The sequence below is a fragment of the Streptomyces sp. F001 genome (assembly GCF_004187715.1).
Taxonomy (GTDB): domain Bacteria; phylum Actinomycetota; class Actinomycetes; order Streptomycetales; family Streptomycetaceae; genus Streptomyces; species Streptomyces flavusporus.
Genome location: NZ_QZWF01000002.1, coordinates 792058 through 814856, shown reverse-complemented (window position 1 = coordinate 814856; position 22799 = coordinate 792058). Strand labels below are relative to the sequence as shown.

Sequence of the window (22799 nt, the reverse complement as noted above, 5' to 3'; positions counted from 1 at the left end):
GACGCTCCCGAGGACTGAGGTACCCATGACCGTGACAGGCCCTGTTCCTGCCTGCGGATCTTCTATGCCGCTCGGGCGGAAGCGCGCCGCACATAGCGTCTGCGCCGTCCCGCCGAGGAGATGACCGAGGCCCGGCCCTGGCCCCGCTGACCGCCATGCAAGCCGAGCATGGGCTTTCGGTGCCGGTCGAGCGATTGGCATGGTGAGCAGCTCACTGAGCCCTTTCAGGGTGGCCACCGATCGGGTGACGGGCTGCGGGTGCGAAACCGACAGGGCCCCGGTGCTGTTGAGGGAGGTGTTCGAAGTCTCAACTCATCAGCGCTGGAGCCCTGTTGGTTCCCCATCCTGCCGTACTCGACCTGCCGCACGCTCTCGTCGAGTGGCTCACGATGCTCATCGTCACCCGTGAGGGTGACCGCCGCTGCAAACTCCGTCCGTCCCAGCGTGCGCTGGTCGCTCTGGTCTACCTGCGCAAGCACGAGCCCCTGGCACAGATCGCCGAGGCCTTCCAGATCTCGGTCGGCACGGCCCACGCCTACACCTCGGCCGCCGTCAGCCTGCTCGCCGAGCGGGCACCGGGCCTGCTGAAGGCCCTGCGCGAGGCGGACCCGGACTACGTGCTGGTCGACGGCACGCTCGCCGAGTGCGACCGGGTCGGCGACAGCCGCAGCGACTACTCCGCCAAGCACCGCCGGCACGGAGTGAACCTGCAGCTGGTGAGCGACCCGGACGGACGACTGCTGTGGATCTCCCCGGCCCTGCCCGGACGCACCCACGACCTGACCGCCGCCCGCACCCACCGGATCATCCGGATCTGCGAGCGCCAGGGCGTTCCGATCCTGGCCGACTGCGCCTACATCGGGGCCGGTTCCTGGGTCACCACCCCACGACGGCGCCCTCCCGGAGGCGAGCTGACACCGACCCAGCAGACCGTCAACCGAGCGCTGTCGCGGACCAGGGCAGCCGTCGAGCGCGGCCCGGCCCGCCTGAAGACCTGGAAGATCTTCCGCAAGGCGCGATGCAGCCCGAATCGAATGACGTCAATCGCCAAGGCCGTCCTCACCCTGGAGCGTCAACGCTGAAAGGGCTCACTGTCAGCGAGCTGCTCAGCAGTGCGCGGATAACGCGCCGAGGCCGTACTGCCGACCTCGTCAGGTCCGTCAGGGCCTCTCGGCTGGGATACGGGTCGGGATGGTCGGGAGCACCACATGCTCCGGCACCGCGGTCGGGACGCGGCCGGAGCGTGCGATCTCGAGGAGATTCGGAAGCTCGTAGTCCTGTGCGGCGTCGAGATCGACCGTGTATCCGAGGTCCCCCAGGCTCGCCACCGTCAGCCGGCTCAGGGGGTTGTTGCTGCCATCGATGTTCGGCGACATCAACTCGTTGTCGAAGACGCTCTCACGCCAGTGGCCGCCCGCGCTTCCGGCGCCGCCGACATTGGCGACCGGCACCGGGGTGGGCCCTTCTCCGGTGAGCCTGCCGAACTCCTTCATGGCGCCGGGGCCGACGAAGGTCGGGTCCGGGCCGGGGAAGTTCTTCAGGAAGCCGAAATCCGTCCAGACGGTTCCGATTCCCAGTACGTGCCCCATCTCGTGCGTGATGACGTCGAGGAGTGAGCCCTCTTCTTCCATCTGGGCCAGGTCCGCGCTGTCGAACATCATGCGCCCCTTCACGGGAAGTCCCGCTCCGCTGGCCGCGTCGTCCCTCCGGAACCGCGTCGGGCCGGCCTGCCCGAGAATGTTGGGAACGTTGTTCACACCGTCGATCGGCACGCCTTCGGCGTCGATCAAGAGATCGTCGACCACGACCCTGCCGGTGAGGTCGTTGATGATCGCGGTCTCCAGGTCTCCCACGATGACGCGCGTCCAACGGTCCGCGGCCTCGGCGAAGACGCTCTTCTGACTACTCGTCAGCCCTCCGAGGAACCGCACCTCGATCTGGAACGGAGACGTGGTCGCGGCGAGCTCCGCGGCGCGGCCGCTGTCAGCGACTGCCCTGTGGGTCTCAAAGGCGTAATTGATCTCCCTGCCCATGGCTACTTCTCCCATCGCATGTAGCCGGCCTTGTCCTCCTGAACCACGCTAAACTTGTTCGGAGTTGTAGGCGATGCAACCAAATATCGTTGAATGTTCGCCTGTTTTCAGTGCCGTACATGGCAGTACATTTTCGGGCCTCGTATGCTGGAAGTGCACGACAGAGCGGGAAGCCCAGGCCGTTCGCTTCGGTTTCAACCACCGCTGGATCCCCATGATTTCGGTAGGGCTTCTCACGCCTGAATTCCATGCGTGAAGGGAGCCTTCAATGGCCGCCAAGAAGCGTGCGTCCGTCAATCCCCAGCCCTCCGCAAGCGGCCAGGACAAGCTGATCAGCGACCTCAAGCAGTTCATCCGTGGCCGGGGATCGGGGTTCCTCAGCGACCCGAATGTGTCCTCGATCGGTATCGGGTACAAGGAGAAGAACGGCAAACCGGGCAAGGAACTGGTCCTTCAGTTCACGGTCGACAAAAAGGTCCGGCCGGAGGAACTGGACGAACTGAGGACCGCCGAGATCCCCGAGGTCATCGACATAGGCGGCGGCGTCGAGGTGCCGACCGATGTCGTCCAGCGCTCCTACAAGCCGCACTTCCTCGTGGTGGACGAGGGCGAGACACCGGAGCGTCAGCGGCGCGTCGATCCGGCCCGTCCCGGCGTGAGCGTCGGCAACGTCAAGGTGAGCGCCGGCACCTTCGGGTGCATCGCCTTCGACAGGAACGACGGCTCGCCCTGCGTGCTGAGCAACTGGCACGTGCTGAACGGCCGGAAGGGCGAGCTCGGCGACGTGGTCGTGCAGCCCGGCAAGAAGGACGACAGCCGCATCGCACTGAACCGTCTCGGCAGGCTCAAGCGCGCCCACCTCGGCAGGGGCGGCGACTGCGCGGTGTCGACGGTCACGGAGCCCTTTCAGCGTTGACGCTCCAGGGTGAGGACGGCCTTGGCGATTGACGTCATTCGATTCGGGCTGCATCGCGCCTTGCGGAAGATCTTCCAGGTCTTCAGGCGGGCCGGTCCGCGTTCGACGGCTGCCCGGGTCCGCGACAGCGCTCGGTTGACGGTCTGCTGGGTCGGGGTCAGCTCGCCTCCGGGAGGGCGCCGTCGTGGGGTGGTGACCCAGGAACCGGCCCCGATGCAGGCGCAGTCGGCCAGGATCGGAACGCCCTGGCGCTCGCAGATCCGGATGATCCGGTGGGTGCGGGCGGCGGTCAGGTCGTGGGTGCGTCCGGGCAGGGCCGGGGAGATCCACAGCAGTCGTCCGTCCGGGTCGCTCACCAGCTGCAGGTTCACTCCGTGCCGGCGGTGCTTGGCGGAGTAGTCGCTGCGGCTGTCGCCGACCCGGTCGCACTCGGCGAGCGTGCCGTCGACCAGCACGTAGTCCGGGTCCGCCTCGCGCAGGGCCTTCAGCAGGCCCGGTGCCCGCTCGGCGAGCAGGCTGACGGCGGCCGAGGTGTAGGCGTGGGCCGTGCCGACCGAGATCTGGAAGGCCGCGGCGATCTGTGCCAGGGGCTCGTGCTTGCGCAGGTAGACCAGAGCGACCAGCGCACGCTGGGACGGACGGAGTTTGCAGCGGCGGTCACCCTCACGGGTGACGATGAGCATCGTGAGCCACTCGACGAGAGCGTGCGGCAGGTCGAGTACGGCAGGATGGGGAACCAACAGGGCTCCAGCGCTGATGAGTTGAGACTTCGAACACCTCCCTCAACAGCACCGGGGCCCTGTCGGTTTCGCACCCGCAGCCCGTCACCCGATCGGTGGCCACCCTGAAAGGGCTCACGGATCGTGATTTCGCCATGGACATCCTCGACCTCGATGTCACACCGACGAAGCTGGGCGAACCGCAGATCGACGACAAGGTCGTCAAGAGCGGCCGTACCACGGGTGTCACGCACGGTGTGGTGAGCAGGCCCTTCGCCATCGTCAGCATCGACTACGACGAGCCGGTCGGAGTGCGCGAGATCGAATGCTTCGAGATAGGCCCCGACCCCAAGCGTCCGGCGGACGGCAACGAGATCAGCCTGCCCGGCGACTCCGGATCGGTCTGGATGTTCACCAGCCGCTCCGGCAAGCCCACGGACGTAATGGCCGGTCTGCACTTCGGTGGTGAGGGGGACGGGGACCCCGAGGACCGCGCTCTGGCCTGCCTCCCCCAGGCGGTCTTCGACGAACTGAAGATCACCCTCGCACCGCCGGACCCCGAATCGCTGGAGGCCGTGACCGGGTACGACCCGGGCTTCCTCGCGGTACCGATCGGCACCCCGCAGCTCAACCGGTCGATCAAGGGGGATGCCGTCCGGCTCAGCGGGTCCGAGGTGGTCCCCTACACACACTTCTCGCTGGCCCTCAGCACATCGCGGCGCTTCGCCTTCTGGGTGGCCTGGAACATCGACGGCGGCACCCTGAAGAAGCTCGACCGGAAGGGCATCGGCTTCGTCAAGGACCCGCGCCTTCCGGCTGCCGCCCAGGTCAGCAACGAGCTGTACAAGGGACGCAACAACCGGCTCGACCGCGGCCATATCGCGCGCCGCGCCGACGTCGTGTGGGGCTCGCTGCCCGAGGCGAAGAAGGCCAACAGGGACTCGTTCTTCTACACCAACATCACTCCGCAGATGGACGACTTCAACCAGAGCGGGCGGAACGGCATCTGGGGCCACCTCGAAGACGCGGTCTTCGAGGATGTCCGTGTCGATGACCTCAAGGTCAGCGTGTTCGGCGGCCCGATCTTCCACGAGGACGACCGTGTCTTCCGGGGGGTCAAACTCCCGCGCGAGTTCTGGAAGGTGCTCGTCTTCTCCGAGGACGGCAAGCTCAAGTGCAAGGCGTTCCTGCTGACGCAGAACCTGGATGTGTCCGAAGCCCTCGAACTGGACGAGTTCCGGGTGTTCCAGGTCAAGCTGTCCGAGATCCAGACGCGGACCCACCCAGGGTCTTTGCGTGATCGGGATTGGTCCGGTTCGCGCGTGACGTGACGTCATGTCCCTTGGCGAGGACGTGAAGCAGCGCAGGCACGACCCCAGGTGATCATGTGGGTGTCGAGTCCATTGATCACCGAGCGAGACCGTGCCTGCCCCTGCATCATCCCCTATGCCCGCAGCGTTGGAGCACCTGGCCCACGCCGATGCCCCAGCTCCGGTCGCCGACGCTGTCCGCCTGCGCGGCTTCCTCGGCCTGCTGCCAGATCCCCGCGACCGCCGGGGCCGCCGCTACCCGCTCGTGGCGCTGCTGTGCGCGTCGGCCGCGAGCGTGCTGGCCGGCGCCCGCTCCCTGACCGCGATCGGCGAGTGGATCGCGGACGCTCCGCAGTGGGTGCTGCGCGCCTGCGGCTTTGCGGCCGATCCGCTCACCGGCGGCGTGCCGGTGCCGCACCCGGCCACCGTCCGGCGCCTGCTCGCCCGACTCGACGGCGATGTGCTGGATGAGGCGATCGGCGCTTTCCTTACGGCCCGCGCCAGGCGGCCGGAGCACACTGTCGGCAAGCGCCCAGTGCTGCGGGCGATCGCGGTGGACGGCAAGACGCTGCGCGGCTCGCGCCATGCGGGCCGGGAGGCCGTCGCGCTGCTGGCGGCGATGGAGCACACCGGCGCCGTGCTCGCCCAGCGGCAGGTCGCCGACAAGAGCAACGAGATCCCCGCTTTCGCCCCGTTGCTCAACACCGTGGACCTGACCGGCACCGTGGTCACCGCCGACGCCCTGCACACCCAGCACGACCACGCCACCTACCTGCGCGAACGTGGTGCCCACTACCTCGCGATCGTCAAGAAGAACCATCCGACGCTCTACGCCCGCGTCCGCCAACTCCCGTGGCGGGACATCGCCCTGGACCACTACCAGCGCACCCGCGCCCACCACCGCATGGAGATCCGCCGGCTGAAGACCGCCGCGTTCGCCCATCTCGACTACCCGGGCGCGGCCCAAGCCCTCCAAGTCGTGCGCTGGCGGCGCGAGTCGGGCACCGGCAAGCTCACTATCGAGCGTGTCTGCCTGATCACCAGCCTCAAGCCCGGCGAGGCCACCGGTGAACAGCTCGCGGCCTGGATCCGCGGTCACTGGAGCATCGAGAACCTCCTGCACCACGTCCGGGACCGGACCTTCCGCGAGGACGACTCCAAGGTCCGCACCGCGCACTTGCCCCGCACCATGGCCAGCCTGCGCAACCTCGCCATCGGCCTCCACCGTCAGGACGGCCGCACCAACATCGCCGCCGCCCTCCGCCACGCCGCACGCGACTACAAGCGCCCCCTGACCGCGCTCGGACTCACCGGATGAAAAGGATCAATCGGCTTCATGCAATGACCCTGCCTCCCCAGCCTCTCGGGTGTCTGTTGCCCGAAGTCTGCCGCAAATCCGGAGCAGACAGGGTTACTGGCCACGGAAGGTACGGAGATCGTTTACGGACAAGCTTTAGATTAGGCGTTCCCGGCATCAATCTGGAGTTCTCCGGCCAGAGAAGATCACCCACCGGTTCAGCATGGCAGCGCGCTGCTCGCAGCCGTTGCACGGGCGGAGCCTCGCGTGGTAGGTGACCTTCTTGATAACGTCACCAAGACCGATCTCGTCGTTAATGAAAGCGGGCAGCCGGACCCTCAGCGGCTTCTTCGTCTCGCTAGGCGGATGTGTTTCACTGTCAGACACTGGTCTCCACCTCCGAAGGAGGTTTTCTTTTCCATCATGGTATCACTCGGGATTTTGAGTGTACGTCCCTCCTTGAAGCGTTTTGAGGCATCAAATGTTAATGATTCATTCAGTGTGACCGGTTGCGCACGCGGCATGCGTGCGCGATTATAAATGTGTAGTTGCGCTCTCTCAGGAAGGGTGACGGACGTGCCGTTCGTGATCATCAACAAGGTTAAGTGCAACGAGACGACCGACGGTGCGGGTGCGGACGATCTCCAAATCAAGATTGACGGGGTCCTGGTTTTCGGTGGTCCGCGCGGCACGGCGATCGATTCCGGCCAAGAAAAGATCGTCAACCAATCACGGGCCTTCGACACCATAGCGAAGGTCAGCCTATGGGAATGGGATTCCGGCTCCGGTGACGATCACATCGGTAGCTTTTTCGTCAGCGCCAGTCAGGTTGATGACGGAGAGCGGGCCTTCAACCTGATAGGCGACGGCTCCGACTACGACGTCTTCTATCAGGTCGAAGAAGCATTCAACCCATGAGGGCAACGGAACTTATCCATGTGCCCCAGTGAACGGCTCCGGATCTCAGCCCGGAGCCGTTCACTCACGTCTTTGCTATACACAATACAGCGCGCCTGAAGAGGCGTCGAACTTCGCCCGCTGCCCATGCGGACAGCATGTTCCTTTGGCGCACTTGCCCTGGGGGCAGGGTGTGTCAGAGACGCACGACCAGCCTGGCGGGCAGCATCGCTCCTCGGTGTACGGTGCAGGTTCGAAGTCCGCGGCCGACCCTGACGGGGGGAATACGCGCACTCTGCAGGCGACCTGTCCTGCGGGACAGCACCCGGCCGTCGTGGAACGTTCCTGCGGGCAGCACACGTTCCCTATGCATTGCTCTCCCTCGCAGCATCGCCCGCCACCGCACGGGGGACCCGGCTTGCAGCACTTGCCACCTACGCATTCCTCCCCTGATTCACAGCATCGTCCGCCGCAGCTGACGCGACCCTGAGTACAAATAGTTCCGTCTTTGCAGGAGGTCCCGGGGCCCGGTGTGTAGCACACGCCGTCGCAGCATTCCTGGCCGGGTGGACAGCAGTTATTCGGACCAAACCCCCTCGGAGCACAACATGTGTGCCCAGGTTCACAGCACTTGCCCCCGCAGCATTCCCTCCCGGGCGGACAGCAGCCGATGACCGAGCGCGCTGACGGGTATTCGTAGCCGTAGCAGCAGGTGCTCCCGTAGGGGCAACAGCGGCTCTGCCCGAAGTCCGTAATGCACAATTCTCCGTTACAGGGCGGAGGCGACGGAGGCCCGCTGCACTGCTGCTGGCAAAACTTTTTACATTCGTAGCTGGTCATTTCGTAGTCGCAGGTCGCTATGCAGTCGCTATAGCAGCTGCCGGCCGGTGCGATGTTTGTGTTCGTGCGGGATCGCACCCGGCCGGGGGCTGACCGGTATGCGCCACTCGTACGGTACAGAGAGGCCTCCGCCGTAGCGGTCGGGACTGGCATGTTGGCCGACCTCCTCCTGCCGTCACCGGTCGTAGTACGGAGACAGCTTTGTGACGAGGAAGGGAAACTCTTCCGTCACATCGACCCGAACGAAGCACTTCTCTGTCACGTCGGTCGTCCGGTTGGTATAGGAGAACACCACGTCTTGAATGCTCCTGCTACCGCTGAGCCGCGACGGCCGCGTCTCAATGGCTGTGAGGGAACGCCCCGATGCGAAGGCATGAGCAGTATTCGTGTATATCTGCGCGTATCGCACCGCGCAGTAGTTGAGGGCACGGTGCTCGTCGGACGAGCCAGCGTTGTCGGTGATCTGCATCACCCGGTCGAAGAGCTCCCGAGAGGCTGACCGGAACGACTCCTCGTCGAGGTCATCCGGTTTGGGCAGACCCGCGACGAGTGAGTCGGCATCGAAGGCGTATATCTGATCGAACGCCACTAGGGGAAGCATGAGACCGTTGCAGAAGTCGGGCGGGGCGAGGGGGCCTCGTAGTCCGACTACCACGTGGAGATCATTTGCCTGCGGTGACGGACCGATCGCGTCCACGAGCACGCCGTAGTCTGCGGGATCACGTGGACGCAGGATGTAGGTGTCGATCCCCTGGATCACCAGCACATAGCACAGGTGCTTGGCAAGATAGCGGCTCTGGGGATCCGATAGGACGGCGTGTAGAGCCTGCCTGTCCGTCAGGTTGGCCGTCTCGGCGCGGCCGGTCGCCTGGGCAAACTCTTTTTCTATCCCGAGGCTGGGAATGCGGGGCTCAAGTCGGCCCACCGCATACACGAACGGCGGGTACGCCTCGGAAGGACGGCCTAGGCCGTCAGCCGCGGGGACGGCCCGACCGCAGCCACCGCACCCGCAAGGTGACTTTTCGTGTGCTTGCAAAGACTCCGCGGCGGCTGATGATGCGAGGCTCACGCCAGGGGCGGATACCTCGGCAGAGGGAACCGTCCCGCTGCTCGTCGCACGCCCGACCGATGGATCGCGCGCAACGGGGGGTGACTCGGCAGCGGATACCGTGGGCTCGTCCATGAGCTCACCGCCTTCTTTCTAGATCCATGCGGTGACCAGGGCTGCTGTCAGCTTCGTGCTGCGAGCAACGACTCAAATGCACGCCAGGCGTTCATCAAGGGAGGCACGACCGATGTGCGGCGCGACGGCGCTCCTTTCATCGCGGAGATAAGTTCCTCAGGCGTGGTCTTCGGAAGCTCGGACAAGATGAGAGCCACGGCACCAGTGACGACGGCTGCCGCCGCGCTAGTCCCGCCGAACGGCCGGAGCATTCCGTGCGCACCCAGGCTCATCAATCCGTCCACCACCACCCCGATGCCCCGCTGACCGATCGACCGTCCGATATTAGAAATCTGCCAAGGCCGACCCTGAAGGTTGTAAGCCACGACCGGGAGAACTGACCGGTGACGGGTGACAACCGTGCTGTTGATTGCGCCCTCGTTGCCGGCGGCGGCCACCACGATCACACCATGAGCGGCCACATAGTCGAGTGCATCCTGCACGGCACGATGTTCCATGGAAATACCCGTTGCCAGAGAGAGGCTCATGTTCACGATGCGTGCACCGGCGTCCGCGAGCTCCACTAGCGCGTCAGCCAGTTCCATCCATGTGGTGGTACCTGCAGAACGTGCTGCCGGAGAACGGAAGACAGAACGAGTGACAAGCGTGATTTCCGGGCAGATACCCAGTGCACCCGACCGGCGCCCAGCCACCAGGATGCCTGCGGTGGACGTGGCATGTACAGCCGCGACGTCACGCGCCCCGAGTTCTGCCACATCCCCTTGACAGAACCACTTGATCTTTGCGGCAGAAAATCCCGGATGCCCAACCACCACTGGGCCATCTGGGAGACCCACCTTCAGATCAGCTGCTCCTACGCTTCTAGCCATGAGTTGTGAGAGGCCCGCCAAGGCAACGGGTCGCCGAGAGGTTACATGGATGTCGGGATTCATGGGAATGCACTGCCACTCTCGCGCGGATTTGTTCCTCGTCATATGCCCAGAGCGCTCTCAGAACTGAATTTCCCCGACCCGGGATTTTATCTTGTAGTGTGAACCCGGGCCGATTATTTCCTTGGTGTGAAAGCCGGTACCAGCCTCACTCGCCGGGATGGTGCGCTTCCAAGGGGGTTGTCTGCGCTCAACTCGTCAGCGTCCCAAAGCGAAATAACAGTGTCGGTGGCGCCGCCGAAGAAAAAATCCTTAGCAATTACCGCCGACGTCCCGTTTGATATTGGGAAACCGTCACTGGAGGAGGGTCAGATGTCAAGCCCATCTCGCCGAATTTTCACTTCGTCAGACCCGGCTTCCTCTGCTTTTACGCAAAGAAGGCTATCGATTCTTAGGACGGCGTCACCCATAGCTGCCCCTTCGAGTTACCCCCTGTCCTCGTCATTAGACCCCGTCACTCCCAATCAACCACGACCAGGCCGGACATGCAAACGGGATGGAGTGCAGCCTAGGTGAATCGGAAAATACTTGGGTTGGAAATACTGGAACCGTTAACCGTCCGACAGCCAGGGCCATTGCGTGATCGAGATCTGTCCGGGTTCGTCAGGTGAGGCCGAGGGCTCGTAGGGGCCGGGTGTAGTCGCGGCTGGTGTGGCGGAGGGCGGCGGCGATGTTGGTCCTGCCGTTCTGGCGGAAGACGCCGATGGCGAGGTTGCGCGGGCTCGCCATGGTGCGGGGCAGGGCGCCGGTGCGGATCTTGGAGTCGTCTTCGCGGAAGGTGCGGTCCCGCACGTGGTGCAGGAGGTTTTCGATGCCCCAGTGGCCTCTGATCCAGGCGGCGAGCTCGGCCGGGGTGGCGTCGTAGACGTCCAGGCTGGTGATCAGGTAGACGCGCTCGATCGTCAGCTTCCCGGTGCTCAGGTCGCGGCGCCAGCGCACGACTTGGAGGGCCTGGAGGGAGCCGGGATAGTCGAGGTGGCGGAACGCGGCGACCTTGAGCCGACGGATCTCATCGCGGTGGTGGGCCTTGCCGCGGGTGTGGTGGTCGAGTGGGATCTCGACCCAGGGAAGCTTCCTGACCTGGGCATACAGGCCGGGATGGTTCTTCTTGACGATGGCCAGGTAGTGGGCGCCCCGCTTGCGGAGGTAGGCGCCGTGGCCGTGTTGGATGTGCAGGGCGTCGCCGGTCAGCACGCTGCCGGTGAGGTCGATGGCGTCCAGTAGGGGCTGGAAGGCGGGGATCTCGTTGCTCTTGGAGGCGATCTGCCGCTGGGCCAGGACCACGCCGTGGTGGTCCATCGCGGCCAGCAGCTGGATCGCGGTCGTGGTGCGGGTGCGGGAGCTGCGGACGGTCTTGCCGTCGACCGAGATCGCCCGCAGCGCGGGCTTCGAAGGCGGTTCGGACGGTTGCGGTGGTGTTGTTCTGGCCCGCAGGTAAGCGCCGATCGCCGCGTCGAGCGCGTCGCCGTCGAGGCGTTGGAGCAGACGACGGATGGTGGCCGGATGCGGTACGGCCTGGATGCCGGTGAGCGGGTCGGGCGGGAAGCCGAGGTCGCCCAGGACAGACGGCGGGGCGTCGGTGGTCCATTCGCCGATCGCGACAAGGGAGCGGGCGCCGGCCAGCACGGCCGCGGCGGCCGCACACAACAAGGGCAGCATCGGATACCGCCGTCCTCGATGGCCGCGTGGATCAGGCACCCAGATCAGGAACCGACGCAGGTTAGCGGCGTCCTGTGGGGTGCCGTGAAGGCTCGGGAGGGCCAGTTGTCCCAGCCCGGAGGGCAGGGGTGATGATGTTCGGGCAGGCACGGTCTCGCTCGGTTCTCATGGGTCTTCGACAACCACATGATCACCGGCGCCGTGCCTGTTCTGCTTCCCGGGGAACATCCCTGCCCAGGCCGGGACATGACGTCACGTTATGCACGAGACCGGCGAACCGGACCGATCCCGAACATGCAATGACCCTGCGGACCCACCTGCGGTTCTCCACCGCGATGACCACGGCGGACACGCTGGTTGTCCCGGAGTCCCTGGAGGAGCGGACCCCGCTGGAGCGTCAGTCCGACATCGACTGGAGCTAGCTACTGAGATTTTCGGCCCAGGGTCACGGTGATCTCGCTGGTGGGTGTATCCCTGTGTCATGCGGTATCCCGATGGGGGTGGCCTGACCGCGAAGCAGCGGGCCCGGCGGGAGCAAGTGCGGTTCGAGGCCGCCGAGTCATTCGCGTAAGGGGTGACACCGCCGCAGGTCGCGCGGCGGTTACGGGTCTCACGGATGCCCGCCTATGCCTGGCATGCCCGCTGGCGGAACGGTGGTGTGACGACGCTGCGGTCCAAGCGGCAACGCGGCCGTCCGCCCCGAGCGGACCGCCCGGGCTCTCCACCAGGTCATACGCCAACTGCGAGATGAATACCCCAGAACCCTCACGTTCTGGGCCGCGTACGTCCACGTCGGGACATAAGCGTCGGAGAGCGTCGGAGCGGGGGTGGGACCGGCCCACGCCTCAACCTCGTACTGGCTTCTGTCTCATGGTATGGAGGACACGCCAGACTGCTCGGAATCAGCGCCCGGGCCTCGGCGAGCCCAGGACGGCCGTCCGACGTTGATATTCCTGTACTGCCGCTGCCCGCCCCGGTGACCGAGTACGGCCACGGTCTTTTCCTGGTCGGGGCGTCCGCTCCGGCGCCCCGCTCAGTGAGAGCCTGGCGGGTGATCTTGGGCTAGTTGTCCCCGCGCTCGTCAATCGCGACCGTACGCCTCATCTGGGGTGCCTGAGCCGAATCGGCAGTTCACTGCCTTGATGACCGTCAAGGCAGATGAGGCACACGGAGGGGAAAGCCGAAGTGTGCCGATGGCCACGCCTGCCCCCGAGTCACCGTCCGTCGGTCCGACCACGATGATCGAAGACGCGGCGGCGTTCAGCGCGGAATCACCCAGCCCGGCGTCCAGGTCCCGGCGGCGTCGTGGCCGGCCGGTGTGGCGGCGAGGTGGGCGCGGAGGGTGGCCAGCGCCAGGTGGGGGTTGTCGCGGTGCCAGAGGAGCGAGTGCGGATAGACGGGCATCGGGGTGGTCACCGGGATGCGGCGCAGGCCGTGGTCGACGGGCCAGACGAGGCGGGTCTGCTCGCCCATGAAGGTGGCCAGGGCCGGGGTGTCGGCGATGGTGTCGAGGAGCGCGTCGGAGCCGAAGTTGGGGCCGGTCGCCTCGAGGGTGAGGCCGAACTCGGCGACGAGGTCGTCGTAGTAGGCGGCCCACTCGGTACCGGGGACGATGCCGGGCATCCAGATCCGGTGCCCGGCGAGCTGAGCAACGGTCACCGACCGGGCGCCCGCCAGCGCGTGGGCGGGTCCGGTGAGGAGCTGGAGCGGCTCGTCGAGCACCCGGACGGACTCGATGTCCTCGGGAAGGGGCCGGCCGGGCACGGCGACGGCACGGAAGGACGCGTCGATCGCGCCGGACCGGATGGCGGCGACGGCCGTCTCGATGTCGAACAGCATCACCACGTCGAGCTCGATCTCGGGGTGCGCGCGGTGGAATCCGCGCATCAGGCCCGACGGCGCGACGCGCGAGGCGATCACGTCGACGCGCAGCGGACGGCGACCGGGGCGCACGGACGCGACCGCGCGCTCGGCGACGCGCAGCAGCTCGCGCGCGTGGGGCAGGAACGCCTGCCCGTCGATGGTGAGCTCGGCGCCGCGCGCGGTGCGGGTGAACAGCCGCACGCCGAGGTTGCGCTCCAGCGCGGCGATGCGCTTGGAGACAGCCTGCTGGGTGACCGCCAGCTCGGCGGCAGCCTCCTGGAACTGCCCCGCGCCGGCGGCGGCGACGAAGGTTCGGACGCTGTCGAGGTCCATGCCGACACCCTACGGGTACAACTGTTGGTTGTGACCGGCGGCTCTGTGGTTGTTTGATCCCTGGGCATGGTGCTCGCTTTGATGCTTCCGATCGCGGATCGGTTGTGCGGGTGAGGGGCGAGGGGCGTCGGACATGAGGAGCGGGCACCGGCTGGGACACCTGCTCGGACATCGGCTGGGGCGGCGGTTCGGGTGGCTCTGGGGAGCGTACGGGACCAGCGCGCTCGGCACATGGCTCGCCTTCGGCGCGTTCCCGCTGATCGCCATCCAGGTGCTGCACGCCGGACCGGCCGAGGTCGCCGCGCTCTCCTCCGTGGGGGCTGCGGTGGGCGCGGCTGTGGCGGTGCCGCTCGGCCCGTGGGTGGAGTTCCGCCGCAAGCGGCCCGTGCTGATCGCGATGGACCTGGTGCGGTTCGCGGCGCTGCTGACGATCCCCACCACGTTCGCGTTCGGCGTGCTCACCTTCCTTCAGCTCCTGCTGGTCTCGGTCGTCGTCGCGGCGGCCGACATCACCTTCCGTGCCGCCTCCGGCGCGTACCTGAAGACGCTGCTGCCGGCCGAGGACCTGCTCGCCGCCAACGCCCGGTTCGAGTCCACGGCCTGGACGACCACGATCATCGGACCGCCGCTGGGCGGCGCGGCGATCGGGCTCCTCGGTCCGGTGGCGACGGTGGTGGCCGACGCGGTCAGCTACCTGCTCTCGGCCCTGGGCATCCGCGCGATGGGCGGGCACGAACTGCGGCCCGAGCGCCGGGAGGCCGCGCGCATGCGGGCCAGGGACCTGCTCGACGGCTGGCGGTACATCCTCACCGACGCGACGCTGCGTCCACTGTTCTTCAACACCGCCTTGTTCAACGGCCTGGTGATGGCCGCCTCGCCGCTGCTGGCCGTCCTGATGCTCGGCCAACTCGGGTTCGCACCGTGGCAGTACGGTCTCGCCTTCGCCGCCCCCTCGATCGGCGGGCTGCTCGGTTCGCGGCTGGCCCGACCGCTCGTCACCCGGTTCGGGCAGCACCAGGTCATGGTCGTGGCCGGGGCGCTGCGCGCGATCTGGCCCGTCGGCCTGGCCTTCCTGGGGCCGGGCACCGGAGGGCTGCTGCTGGTCATGGGCGTCGAACTCGGGCTCATCTTCTGCTGCGGGGTCTTCAACCCCGTCTACGCCACCTACCGCCTCCAGCGCACCGCGACCGAACGGGTCACCCGCACGCTGACCGCCTGGGCGGTGACGACCAAGGCCACGACCGCACTCCTGACGGCCGTCTGGGGCGTGCTGGGCAGCCTGCTCGGCCCGCGCACGGCCATCGGCCTGGCCGGCGTGCTCCTGCTGGCGACCCCGCTGCTGCTCCCCCGGCGCGCGGCAGCGCCTCTCTCCGAGTCGGACCCGGCACCCAGCCGCGTCTGACGGGCCGCCACGGCCGTCACCGCGATCGGCACCGCCCTTCTTCGGAGCGGTCCACCGCTCCTGATCAGTGAGGAGGAGTAAGTCTTGGACCCACTGCCCGGCACTGCGCGCATCCCGAACGAGCACGACGTGGTCGACCTGCTCGACTGGTGCACTCGCGAGGGCATCGCGGTGATTGCGTTCGGCGGCGGCAGCTCGGTGGTCGGTGGCGTCGAGCCACGGTGCGACGGCCGTGGCGTGGTCACCGTCGATCTCGAGCGTCTTGACCGGGTCCTGGAGATCGACACCACGAGCCGGGCAGCGCGTATTCAGGCCGGGGTGTTCGGCCCGCATCTGGAGGCACAGCTCAAACCTCATGACGTGACTTTGCGGCACTTCCCGCAGTCCTTCGAGTTCTCGACGCTGGGCGGTTGGCTCGCCACCCGGGCCGGCGGTCACTACGCGACGCTGTACACGCACATCGACGACCGCGTCGAGTCGATACGGGTGGTCACGCCGATCGGGATCAGCCAGTCACGGCGGCTGCCGGGCTCCGGCGCGGGACCGTCACCGGACCGGCTCTTCCTCGGCAGCGAAGGAACTCTGGGCGTCATCACCGAGGCGTGGATGCGCCTGCAGGAGCGACCACGGTGGCACGCCAAGGCGTCTGCGCATTTCGCTGACTACGCCGCGGCGGTGGCGGCCACCCGGGCGATCGCGCAGAGTGGGCTGAATCCCGCGAACTGCCGCCTCCTTGACGCAGCCGAGTCGCTGATCCACGCGGGTGTGACCGTCGGCGGCGGCATCCTCGTTCTCGCTTTCGAATCCGCGGACCATCCGGTAGGCGGCCACCTGGCAAGAGCCGCGGAGCTGTGCCGCGACCACGGCGGTGAACCGTCCGCCGAGAACGCGCAGGACGTCGTCGGCGACACCTGGCGCGCATCGTTCCTGCGGATGCCCTATCAACGCGACGCACTGGCCCGCCACTCGGTGATCGCCGAGACGTTCGAGACGGCGTGCACCTGGGACCAGTTCGACGAACTTCACCACGCAGTCACCGAGGCGGCCAAGCAGGCCATATACCAGGTCGCCGGAACGGGCGTGGTCACCTGCCGCTTCACCCACGTCTACCCGGACGGACCCGCACCGTACTTCAGCGTCTACGCCCCCGGCCGCTGGGGCAGCACCATCGCCCAGTGGGACCACATCAAGGCCGCGGTGTCCGAAGCGCTCGCAACACACGGCGGCACGATCACCCACCACCACGCGGTCGGCCGCGACCACCGGCCCTGGTACGACCGCCAGCGCCCCACCCCCTTCGCCGCCGCGCTCGCCGCGGCCAAACACACTCTCGACCCGGCCGGCATCCTCAATCCCGGAGTGCTCCTGCCCGCACAATGACCCTCCAACAGCGCCGCCCGGCGTGACGGTGCAACAAGACGGGGCAACCGCGCCAGTAGCGCCCGACGTCCACACGCTCACAAGGCCCGCTGATCAGGAGCCGGACCGGACCGTGCTTGAGGGCATGGCACAGTACGGCAGTTCCCGCCAGGAAACGGACCTGCGGCAGCGCAGCCACCACGCACGACACCCTCCCAGCCCGCTGATGCCGGGGTGGGAGGGTGTCGTGTCCGGAGCGCCGGGCAGGCCTTGCACCTGCATCTCCCCGCAGGAAGCGGGGCGTCTTTCCTTGGACCACCAACGCGCAGCCAGACGCCGCGAGTTGCGGCGGCTCACTCAAGATCAAGCATAGCGCAGCCGACCAGGGCCGTTGGCGTACTGCCCGTCTTGTCACACGCCCGGCAGGAGGGCCGCCTGGAGCCGATGGCCCCACTGAAGGGGAAATGTCCTTCTGTCTTGACGTCGGTGAATCTTGCGCTCCGACGTCACCGCACCCCGTGGGTGACCGGTGCGGCGTGCTGTCGCGGTCGGCGGGGCGACACAGCCACGCCAGTGGATCCATCCCCTGGCGTCGCAACTGCGCCATGGCACAAACGCGACGGCGCCGGACTCTTGAGCACGGGTGAGTGCGGCCGGACGATCAGGCGTCTTCCACTCATCGCAAGCGTCTGAGGAGTCTCCTTGCGCATGGTTCCCCTCCCCGGACCCGGGCCGATCGCGCTCGGCGTGGTCACCGCCCTGGCACTCGGGGTCATACCGGCCGCCACCGCCATATCCGCGCACCCGGCCGGTCCCGTGCCGCCTGTCGGCGCCGCACAACGGCCGCCCGGCAACAGCAGCACACACACCGTCACCCTGATCACCGGCGACAAGGTCACGATCGGCACCGCTGCGGACGGCACCGTGGTCCGGTCCTTCAAAGGCGCGAACGGAGCCGCCACAGGTTTCCACCGGGCTGTCGTCGACGGCTCGACGTACGTCTATCCCGACGCCGTCCTGCCGTACGTCAGCGCCGGCAAGCTGGACAAGCAACTGTTCAATGTGAGCCGGCTGATCAACGACGGCTACGACGACGCGCACACCTCCCGGCTGCCGCTCATCGTGAGCTACACCGACGCCGCCGCCAGGTCCCGGACCCAGCCGAAGGTGGCCGGCTCGACCGTCGTCCGCCGGCTGGGCAGCATTCAGGGGGCTGCCCTCGCCCAGAACCGCGAACAGGCTCCGGCGTTCTGGTCCGCACTCACCGGTGATGCCGACGCGGCGGCCCGGTCGGCGAAGCCGGCCTTCGCCGGTGGCATCGCCAAGGTCTGGCTCGACGGCAAGGTGAGGGCCAACCTCGCCGACTCGACAGCCCAGATCGGCGCGCAGCACGTCTGGGCTGAGGGGAACACCGGCAAGGATGTGAAGGTCGCGGTGCTCGACACCGGTGTCGACCCCGAACACCCTGACCTCGTCGGGCAGGTCGACGACAGCGCCAGCTTCATTCCCTACGAGCCGGAGATCACCGACTACCACGGTCATGGCACCCATGTCGCCTCGACGGTGGCCGGCACCGGCAGCGCCTCCGACGGAAAGGAGCGGGGCGTAGCCCCCGGCGCTCGGCTGGCCATCGGCAAAGTGCTCGACAACGAGGGCCGGGGCGAGTCGTCCTGGATCATCGCAGGCATGGAATGGGCCGCCCGGGATCAGAAGGCCAGGATCATCAGCATGAGTCTGGGCGGCAGCGGCGACGGCACCGACCCGATGAGCGAGGCGGTCAACCAACTCAGCCGCGAGACCGGAGCGTTGTTCGTCATCGCGGCGGGCAACGGCGGCCCGCGCTCCATCAACAGCCCCGGTGCCGCCGACGCCGCGCTGACCGTCGGCGCCGTCGACTCCGCCGACCGGCTCGCCGAGTTCTCCAGCCAGGGTCCGCGTGACGGCGACGCCGGGCTGAAGCCCGAAATCACCGCGCCCGGCGTCGACATCCTCGCGGCCCGCTCCCACTACCGACGGGGCGGCTCGGGTTACTACACCACGATGAGCGGTACGTCGATGGCGACACCGCACGTCGCCGGCACCGCCGCGCTGCTGGCTGCCACGCACCCCGACTGGACCGGCCCGCGGCTGAAGGAGGCACTGGTCAGCAGTGCCAAGGCCACGCCTGCGTACGCCCCGTATCAGGCGGGCGGAGGGCGGCTCGACGCCGTGGCGGCGGTGCGCACCTCGGTCTTCGCGACCGCCAGCGCCCACTCCGGTTTCCACGCGTGGCCCCCGAAGCCGGGAGAGACCGACGTCCAGAAGGTGACGTACACCAATGTCGGCGACACACCGGTCAGTCTGGATCTGGCGATCGACGCCGCTGCCCCGGCGGGCCTGTTCGCCCTCTCCGAGGACCGGGTCACTGTTCCCGCGCACGGCACCACCTCGGTCGCCCTGACCGCGGAACTGGACCGGCTGCCGGTCGACCAGCCGATCAGCAGCATGATCATCGGCACGGACAGCACCGGAGCGGTCCGTGCCCGGACCCTGATCGGCGCCGCCAGGGAGGGACAGCGGCAGAACCTGACCATCAACGCGAAGGACCGCTCGGGCAGGCCGCTCTCCGGCAGGGTCCTCCTCACCGCCGACCACCTCTTCACGGTGATGGAGCTCGACGAGTCCGGCACCGGTACGGCGCGGCTGCCCGTGGGCAGCTACAGCGGATGGCTCACCGCCGATGTGCGGGGCGCCAACGGGCCGCATTCACTCGGGATGGCGCTGCTCAGCTTCACCGACGTGCAGTTGGACCAGGACCGCACCGTCACCCTGGACGGCCGAAAGGCGCGTCAGGTCCTGGCGCACGTACCGAGGCAGACCACGGCGGTCGCGCCGCGGCTGGACGTCCACCGGTCCTTCACCGACAGCCTGGTCGAGTCCTCCATGCTGCCCGACGCGTCCTATGACAGCATCTGGGCTCTGCCGACCGGCAAGAAGGTCACCGTCGGCGAGTTCGAGTTCGGCGCGCGCTTCCGCCTCGAGCAGCCGGCGCTGACCGTGGGCACGCAGTCGGGAACCTACGACGACCCGCTGGTCAAGCGTGCGGCCAAACCGCTGCCGGCCGGCACCCGGATGCTGAGGGGTGTCTTCGCCGGCGAGGGTTCGGCCGGCGCGCTGGCCGGGCACGACGTGCGCGGCAAGGCCGTGGTGGTGCGGCGCAGCGACACCATCGCGATCAAGGAGCAGGCGCAGGCCGCGGCAGCGGCGGGCGCGCGGGTGCTTCTCGTCGTCAACGACGGAATCGGCCGACTGCAGCCCTGGGACGAGACTCCGTGGAGCCCTCTGGACCCGGCCCCGATGACGGTGGCGACACTCAACGCCGACCAGGGCGGTGACCTGATCGACACGCTCCAGCAGGGCCGCGTCGTGCTGAAGGTGACCTCGCAGCCCACCACCGACTACGTCTACGACGTGGTGCACCACTGGTCCGGCGCCGTCCCCGCGGACCCGACCTGGCGGGTGGAGCCGCGCGACCTGGGCCGGGTGGACGTCTCCTTCCGCAACCACCGTCCCGGCAAGGCGAACGAATTCCGTTACGACGTCTGGCGGGGCTGGACCGCCGGAAACCAACTCACCGCTCCTGCCCAGGGAGAACGGACCGACTGGGTTTCCTCCGACGCCGCCTGGCTGGAGGACGCCATCGTTCCGAGGGAGACCGGCCAGCACTCGGTCGGCGTCCTTCGTCACCCGGCCGGGAAGACCGCCAAGGTCAGCTGGTTCGGGCCCATCCAGCGGCCCCGGATGGGTCCGATCGGCTTCCAGCCGGTGCGCCACCTCGACACGATGTACATTCCGGCGCCCGGCTGGGGTGACTCCGGAGCCGGCCACGTCGGGGAAGCCCGCGGCAACTACGACGTCAAGAACTGGATGTCGCTCTACCAGGGTGACCGGCAACTTGACTGGGGCAACTCCGAGTTCCTGCCGGTCCCCGGGCTGGCAGCGGAGCGGCTGCCCTACCGGCTGGTGGTCGACAACGACCGGGGAGCCTGGGCCAACCCGTACTCGACGCACACGCTGACCGAGTGGAACTTCACCTCCGCGGCCACCGGGAGCGCGTCGGTCGAGTCCCTGCCGCTGATCCAGCTCGACTACGGTGTGGACACCGACAGGGCCGGCCGGGCCGGCCGGCGCGCCGAGCTGACGGTGACCGCCTCGCACCTGCCCGGCACAACGAGCGCCATCGGGAAGCTCTCTGTCGAGATCTCGTACGACGACGGGGCGACCTGGCAGCGGTCGGAGCCTGCCCGTCACGGTGACCGATGGCGGACCACCCTGAAGGCGCCGAGCTCCGCCGACTTCGTCAGCCTCCGGGTCACCGCCCGGGACAGCGACGGCAACAGCGTCTCGCAGACGATCACCCGGGCCTTCGGCCTGCGCTGACGTCACCCGAATCAGCCCACACGCACGGGCGGGTCCGCAGCCGGCGGCCCCGCCCGTTGGCGTTGCGGCGCGCACCCCGGATCACTACAGGCTCTGGTGGGCGGCACATCGATGAGGCTGCGGGACGACTCCACCATCAGTCCGGATGCGCGTACATATCCGCAAAAGCTCACGCACGTCCGGCCCGCCCGCGGAGGCCGGCGGAGTGCTCCTCAGGTCGGCCGGCGACTGCAGCTCCGGCGCCGCGCACAAGGTCAGAAGGGCTCGGTTGATCAGCGACGAGGCGAGAACCTTCGCCTCGTCGTCGCCGGGGGCCTCGCTCATGCAGATTCGCGCAGTCGCAATTCTGCCCTCACCACCAGTTCGTCGCGGCTGAGCGGTCTGCTTCCGGTCAGCAGCAGCGCGGCCTGTTCGACTGCGAGCGCACCGAGCCCACGCGTGTCCAGGGCCACGGTGGACAGCGGAGGCTCGACGAGCGCTCCGAGCCGGAGGCCGTCGAAGCCGATCACGGCAAGGTCTTGAGGAAGCTGCCGTCCGAGCCGGCGCGCGGCGCGCAACGCTCCAATGGCAATGATGTCGTTGAACGTGAACACGGCGGTCACGTCAGGATGACCGGCGAGGAGCTCTTTCAGTGCGTTCTCGCCCCCCTCAACGCTCTGCTCTGCGCGGCTCACCGATCCGGCGTCCAGTCCGCAGGCGGACATCGCGCCGGTGAACCAGTCGTGGCGGATACTCGGCTCGGACCGGCCTGCGTGATCGAGCATGCCGATGCGCCGATGCCCCGACTCGACCAGATAGCTGATCGCGGCGTGGACCCCTTCCTCGCCGTCGATCTTGATCGAGCTGAACCGCTCGGCGCGGTGCTCCCGGTCGATGAGCACCACCGGGAGCCCTCGGGTCAGTTGGGCGATCTCGTCCTCCGGCTGGCTCAGGTACCCCACTACAGCATCGACCTGAGAGGCGATCACCTCGAGCGTGCCCCGCTCCTCCTCGATGCGGTCACCGGTGTCATACACCACAACGTGCCAGCCACGCGCCCGCGCCGCGTCCAAGGCGGCAGCGGCAACCTCGGTGAAGAACGGGTTGAGCAGATCGGGGATCACGAGCCCGACACTGATCGTGTCCTGCCGGACGAGCCCCCTGGCGAACCGGCTCGGCCGGTATCCCAGCGCGAGAGCGGCGTCGAGGACGCGCTGCTTGGTGGCGACACCGATCTCGTCCTTGTCGTTGAGCGCCCGTGACACTGTCTGTCGGGACACTCCGGCGGTCCGGGCCACATCGTCGATGGTCACCTTGCGGGGTCCGGTCCCCGACGACGCCATCACTCACCTCCGCGTAGTTGTCGACGCGTCCGCGTCGCAGGGACACCGAGTATGCCCCCGGGCTGAAGTTGTGCCCGTTTGCGGGCCCTTGACGATCTCGGCCTTGCACCAGACGACGGGCCGTGGATGCGCTGCCGCTCTCCAATGAGATGGCGACGCATTGCCTGAGGCCGCCTCACCGCTGAACTCCTGTGTGACTCAAGAGCCTTGACACTCGGCCACACCGAAGCGCACACTCCCAATCGCTTCGCAACAAGCCCGTTACCGCTCCCGTGAGCGCTCACGTTACCGCTCACGGCTCCTCATTCCAACCAGAAG

The 22799-nt window shown here is 67.6% G+C and carries 17 protein-coding genes; 10 read left to right on the top strand and 7 right to left on the bottom strand.

All coding sequences use genetic code 11. The features are described from left to right. The first annotated feature begins 332 nt into the window (after positions 1-332). Positions 333-1082, top strand: a complete 750-nt coding sequence (locus tag StrepF001_RS11390; RefSeq protein ID WP_129798031.1) for a transposase family protein — start codon at positions 333-335, stop codon at positions 1080-1082. Positions 1083-1160: 78 nt separating this feature from the next. Here the strand turns inward: StrepF001_RS11390 and StrepF001_RS11385 are convergent, their stop codons facing one another. Beyond that, complete coding sequence (locus StrepF001_RS11385) at positions 1161-2033, bottom strand: leishmanolysin-related zinc metalloendopeptidase (protein ID WP_129798147.1); 873 nt, start codon at positions 2031-2033, stop codon at positions 1161-1163. Between the two features lie 268 nt (positions 2034-2301). On the opposite strand from StrepF001_RS11385, the gene StrepF001_RS11380 reads away from it, so the two are divergent. Then, positions 2302-2949 carry a hypothetical protein gene (locus StrepF001_RS11380; protein ID WP_240797393.1) on the top strand — a complete coding sequence of 216 codons (648 nt, stop codon included), beginning with the start codon at positions 2302-2304 and terminating at the stop codon, positions 2947-2949. Here StrepF001_RS11380 and StrepF001_RS11375 read toward each other — a convergent pair. Further along, positions 2940-3689, bottom strand: a complete 750-nt coding sequence (locus StrepF001_RS11375) for a transposase family protein (protein WP_129798146.1) — start codon at positions 3687-3689, stop codon at positions 2940-2942. The two genes, StrepF001_RS11380 and StrepF001_RS11375, sit on opposite strands and share 10 nt — an antisense overlap. A 134-nt stretch (positions 3690-3823) precedes the next feature. Here StrepF001_RS11375 and StrepF001_RS11370 point away from each other — a divergent pair, with 134 nt between their 5' ends. The 3 genes from StrepF001_RS11370 (at position 3824) to StrepF001_RS11355 (ending at position 7193) form a co-directional block, all read left to right on the top strand. Further along, a complete protein-coding gene (locus StrepF001_RS11370; RefSeq protein ID WP_240797392.1) occupies positions 3824-4999 on the top strand; it encodes a DNA/RNA non-specific endonuclease in 1176 nt (391 codons plus the stop codon). A gap of 115 nt (positions 5000-5114) precedes the next feature. After that, positions 5115-6296 carry an ISAs1 family transposase gene (locus StrepF001_RS11365; protein ID WP_129798145.1) on the top strand — a complete coding sequence of 394 codons (1182 nt, stop codon included), beginning with the start codon at positions 5115-5117 and terminating at the stop codon, positions 6294-6296. 555 nt (positions 6297-6851) lie between these two features. Then, positions 6852-7193 carry a hypothetical protein gene (locus StrepF001_RS11355; RefSeq protein WP_129798143.1) on the top strand — a complete coding sequence of 114 codons (342 nt, stop codon included), beginning with the start codon at positions 6852-6854 and terminating at the stop codon, positions 7191-7193. Between the two features lie 994 nt (positions 7194-8187). Here StrepF001_RS11355 and StrepF001_RS11350 read toward each other — a convergent pair. The 3 genes from StrepF001_RS11350 to StrepF001_RS11340 all read right to left on the bottom strand — a co-directional run bounded on the left by StrepF001_RS11350 (position 8188) and on the right by StrepF001_RS11340 (position 11783). Beyond that, positions 8188-8946 carry a hypothetical protein gene (locus StrepF001_RS11350; protein ID WP_240797391.1) on the bottom strand — a complete coding sequence of 253 codons (759 nt, stop codon included), beginning with the start codon at positions 8944-8946 and terminating at the stop codon, positions 8188-8190. Between the two features lie 296 nt (positions 8947-9242). Next, a complete protein-coding gene (locus tag StrepF001_RS11345; RefSeq protein ID WP_240797470.1) occupies positions 9243-10064 on the bottom strand; it encodes a S8 family serine peptidase in 822 nt (273 codons plus the stop codon). Positions 10065-10727: 663 nt separating this feature from the next. Beyond that, positions 10728-11783, bottom strand: coding sequence for an ISAs1 family transposase (locus tag StrepF001_RS11340; protein ID WP_240797390.1), 1056 nt, complete (start codon positions 11781-11783; stop codon positions 10728-10730). A 299-nt stretch (positions 11784-12082) separates the two neighbouring features. Here StrepF001_RS11340 and StrepF001_RS49465 point away from each other — a divergent pair, with 299 nt between their 5' ends. Further along, positions 12083-12205 (top strand): hypothetical protein, encoded by a 123-nt coding sequence (locus tag StrepF001_RS49465; RefSeq protein WP_276322811.1) that lies wholly within the window; start codon positions 12083-12085, stop codon positions 12203-12205. A 152-nt stretch (positions 12206-12357) separates the two neighbouring features. Beyond that, complete coding sequence (locus tag StrepF001_RS47510; RefSeq protein ID WP_276322810.1) at positions 12358-12534, top strand: helix-turn-helix domain-containing protein; 177 nt, start codon at positions 12358-12360, stop codon at positions 12532-12534. A 509-nt stretch (positions 12535-13043) separates the two neighbouring features. Here the strand turns inward: StrepF001_RS47510 and StrepF001_RS11330 are convergent. Further along, on the bottom strand, positions 13044-13979 hold the full coding sequence (locus tag StrepF001_RS11330) for a LysR family transcriptional regulator (RefSeq protein WP_129798140.1): 936 nt from the start codon (positions 13977-13979) through the stop codon (positions 13044-13046). A 133-nt stretch (positions 13980-14112) separates the two neighbouring features. Between StrepF001_RS11330 and StrepF001_RS11325 the strand changes: the two genes are divergently transcribed. From StrepF001_RS11325 to StrepF001_RS11315, 3 genes are all read left to right on the top strand, one after another. Then, the gene (locus StrepF001_RS11325) at positions 14113-15381 is read left to right on the top strand and encodes an MFS transporter (protein ID WP_129798139.1); all 1269 of its coding nucleotides are present in this window, start codon (positions 14113-14115) and stop codon (positions 15379-15381) included. An 84-nt stretch (positions 15382-15465) separates the two neighbouring features. Beyond that, positions 15466-16761 carry an FAD-binding oxidoreductase gene (locus tag StrepF001_RS11320; protein WP_129798138.1) on the top strand — a complete coding sequence of 432 codons (1296 nt, stop codon included), beginning with the start codon at positions 15466-15468 and terminating at the stop codon, positions 16759-16761. Positions 16762-17448: 687 nt separating this feature from the next. Then, the gene (locus tag StrepF001_RS11315) at positions 17449-21159 is read left to right on the top strand and encodes a S8 family serine peptidase (RefSeq protein WP_129798137.1); all 3711 of its coding nucleotides are present in this window, start codon (positions 17449-17451) and stop codon (positions 21157-21159) included. Positions 21160-21479: 320 nt separating this feature from the next. Here the strand turns inward: StrepF001_RS11315 and StrepF001_RS11310 are convergent, their stop codons facing one another. Then, positions 21480-22481: a LacI family DNA-binding transcriptional regulator gene (locus StrepF001_RS11310; protein ID WP_129798136.1), complete on the bottom strand. Its 1002-nt coding sequence runs from the start codon at positions 22479-22481 to the stop codon at positions 21480-21482. Positions 22482-22799: the final 318 nt, after the last annotated feature.

Bases quoted from the DNA above. Each gene is read 5' to 3' on its own strand.
- StrepF001_RS11370 (WP_240797392.1), top strand. From the start codon at position 3,824: ATGGACATCCTCGACCTCGATGTCACACCGACGAAGCTGGGCGAACCG.
- StrepF001_RS11315 (WP_129798137.1), top strand. From the start codon at position 17,449: ATGGTTCCCCTCCCCGGACCCGGGCCGATCGCGCTCGGCGTGGTCACC.
- StrepF001_RS11365 (WP_129798145.1), top strand. From the start codon at position 5,115: ATGCCCGCAGCGTTGGAGCACCTGGCCCACGCCGATGCCCCAGCTCCG.
- StrepF001_RS11345 (WP_240797470.1), bottom strand. From the start codon at position 10,064: ATGGCTAGAAGCGTAGGAGCAGCTGATCTGAAGGTGGGTCTCCCAGAT.
- StrepF001_RS11325 (WP_129798139.1), top strand. From the start codon at position 14,113: ATGAGGAGCGGGCACCGGCTGGGACACCTGCTCGGACATCGGCTGGGG.
- StrepF001_RS11310 (WP_129798136.1), bottom strand. From the start codon at position 22,481: ATGGCGTCGTCGGGGACCGGACCCCGCAAGGTGACCATCGACGATGTG.
- StrepF001_RS11330 (WP_129798140.1), bottom strand. From the start codon at position 13,979: ATGGACCTCGACAGCGTCCGAACCTTCGTCGCCGCCGCCGGCGCGGGG.
- StrepF001_RS11340 (WP_240797390.1), bottom strand. From the start codon at position 11,783: ATGCTGCCCTTGTTGTGTGCGGCCGCCGCGGCCGTGCTGGCCGGCGCC.
- StrepF001_RS11380 (WP_240797393.1), top strand. From the start codon at position 2,302: ATGGCCGCCAAGAAGCGTGCGTCCGTCAATCCCCAGCCCTCCGCAAGC.
- StrepF001_RS49465 (WP_276322811.1), top strand. From the start codon at position 12,083: ATGACCCTGCGGACCCACCTGCGGTTCTCCACCGCGATGACCACGGCG.
- StrepF001_RS11385 (WP_129798147.1), bottom strand. From the start codon at position 2,033: ATGGGCAGGGAGATCAATTACGCCTTTGAGACCCACAGGGCAGTCGCT.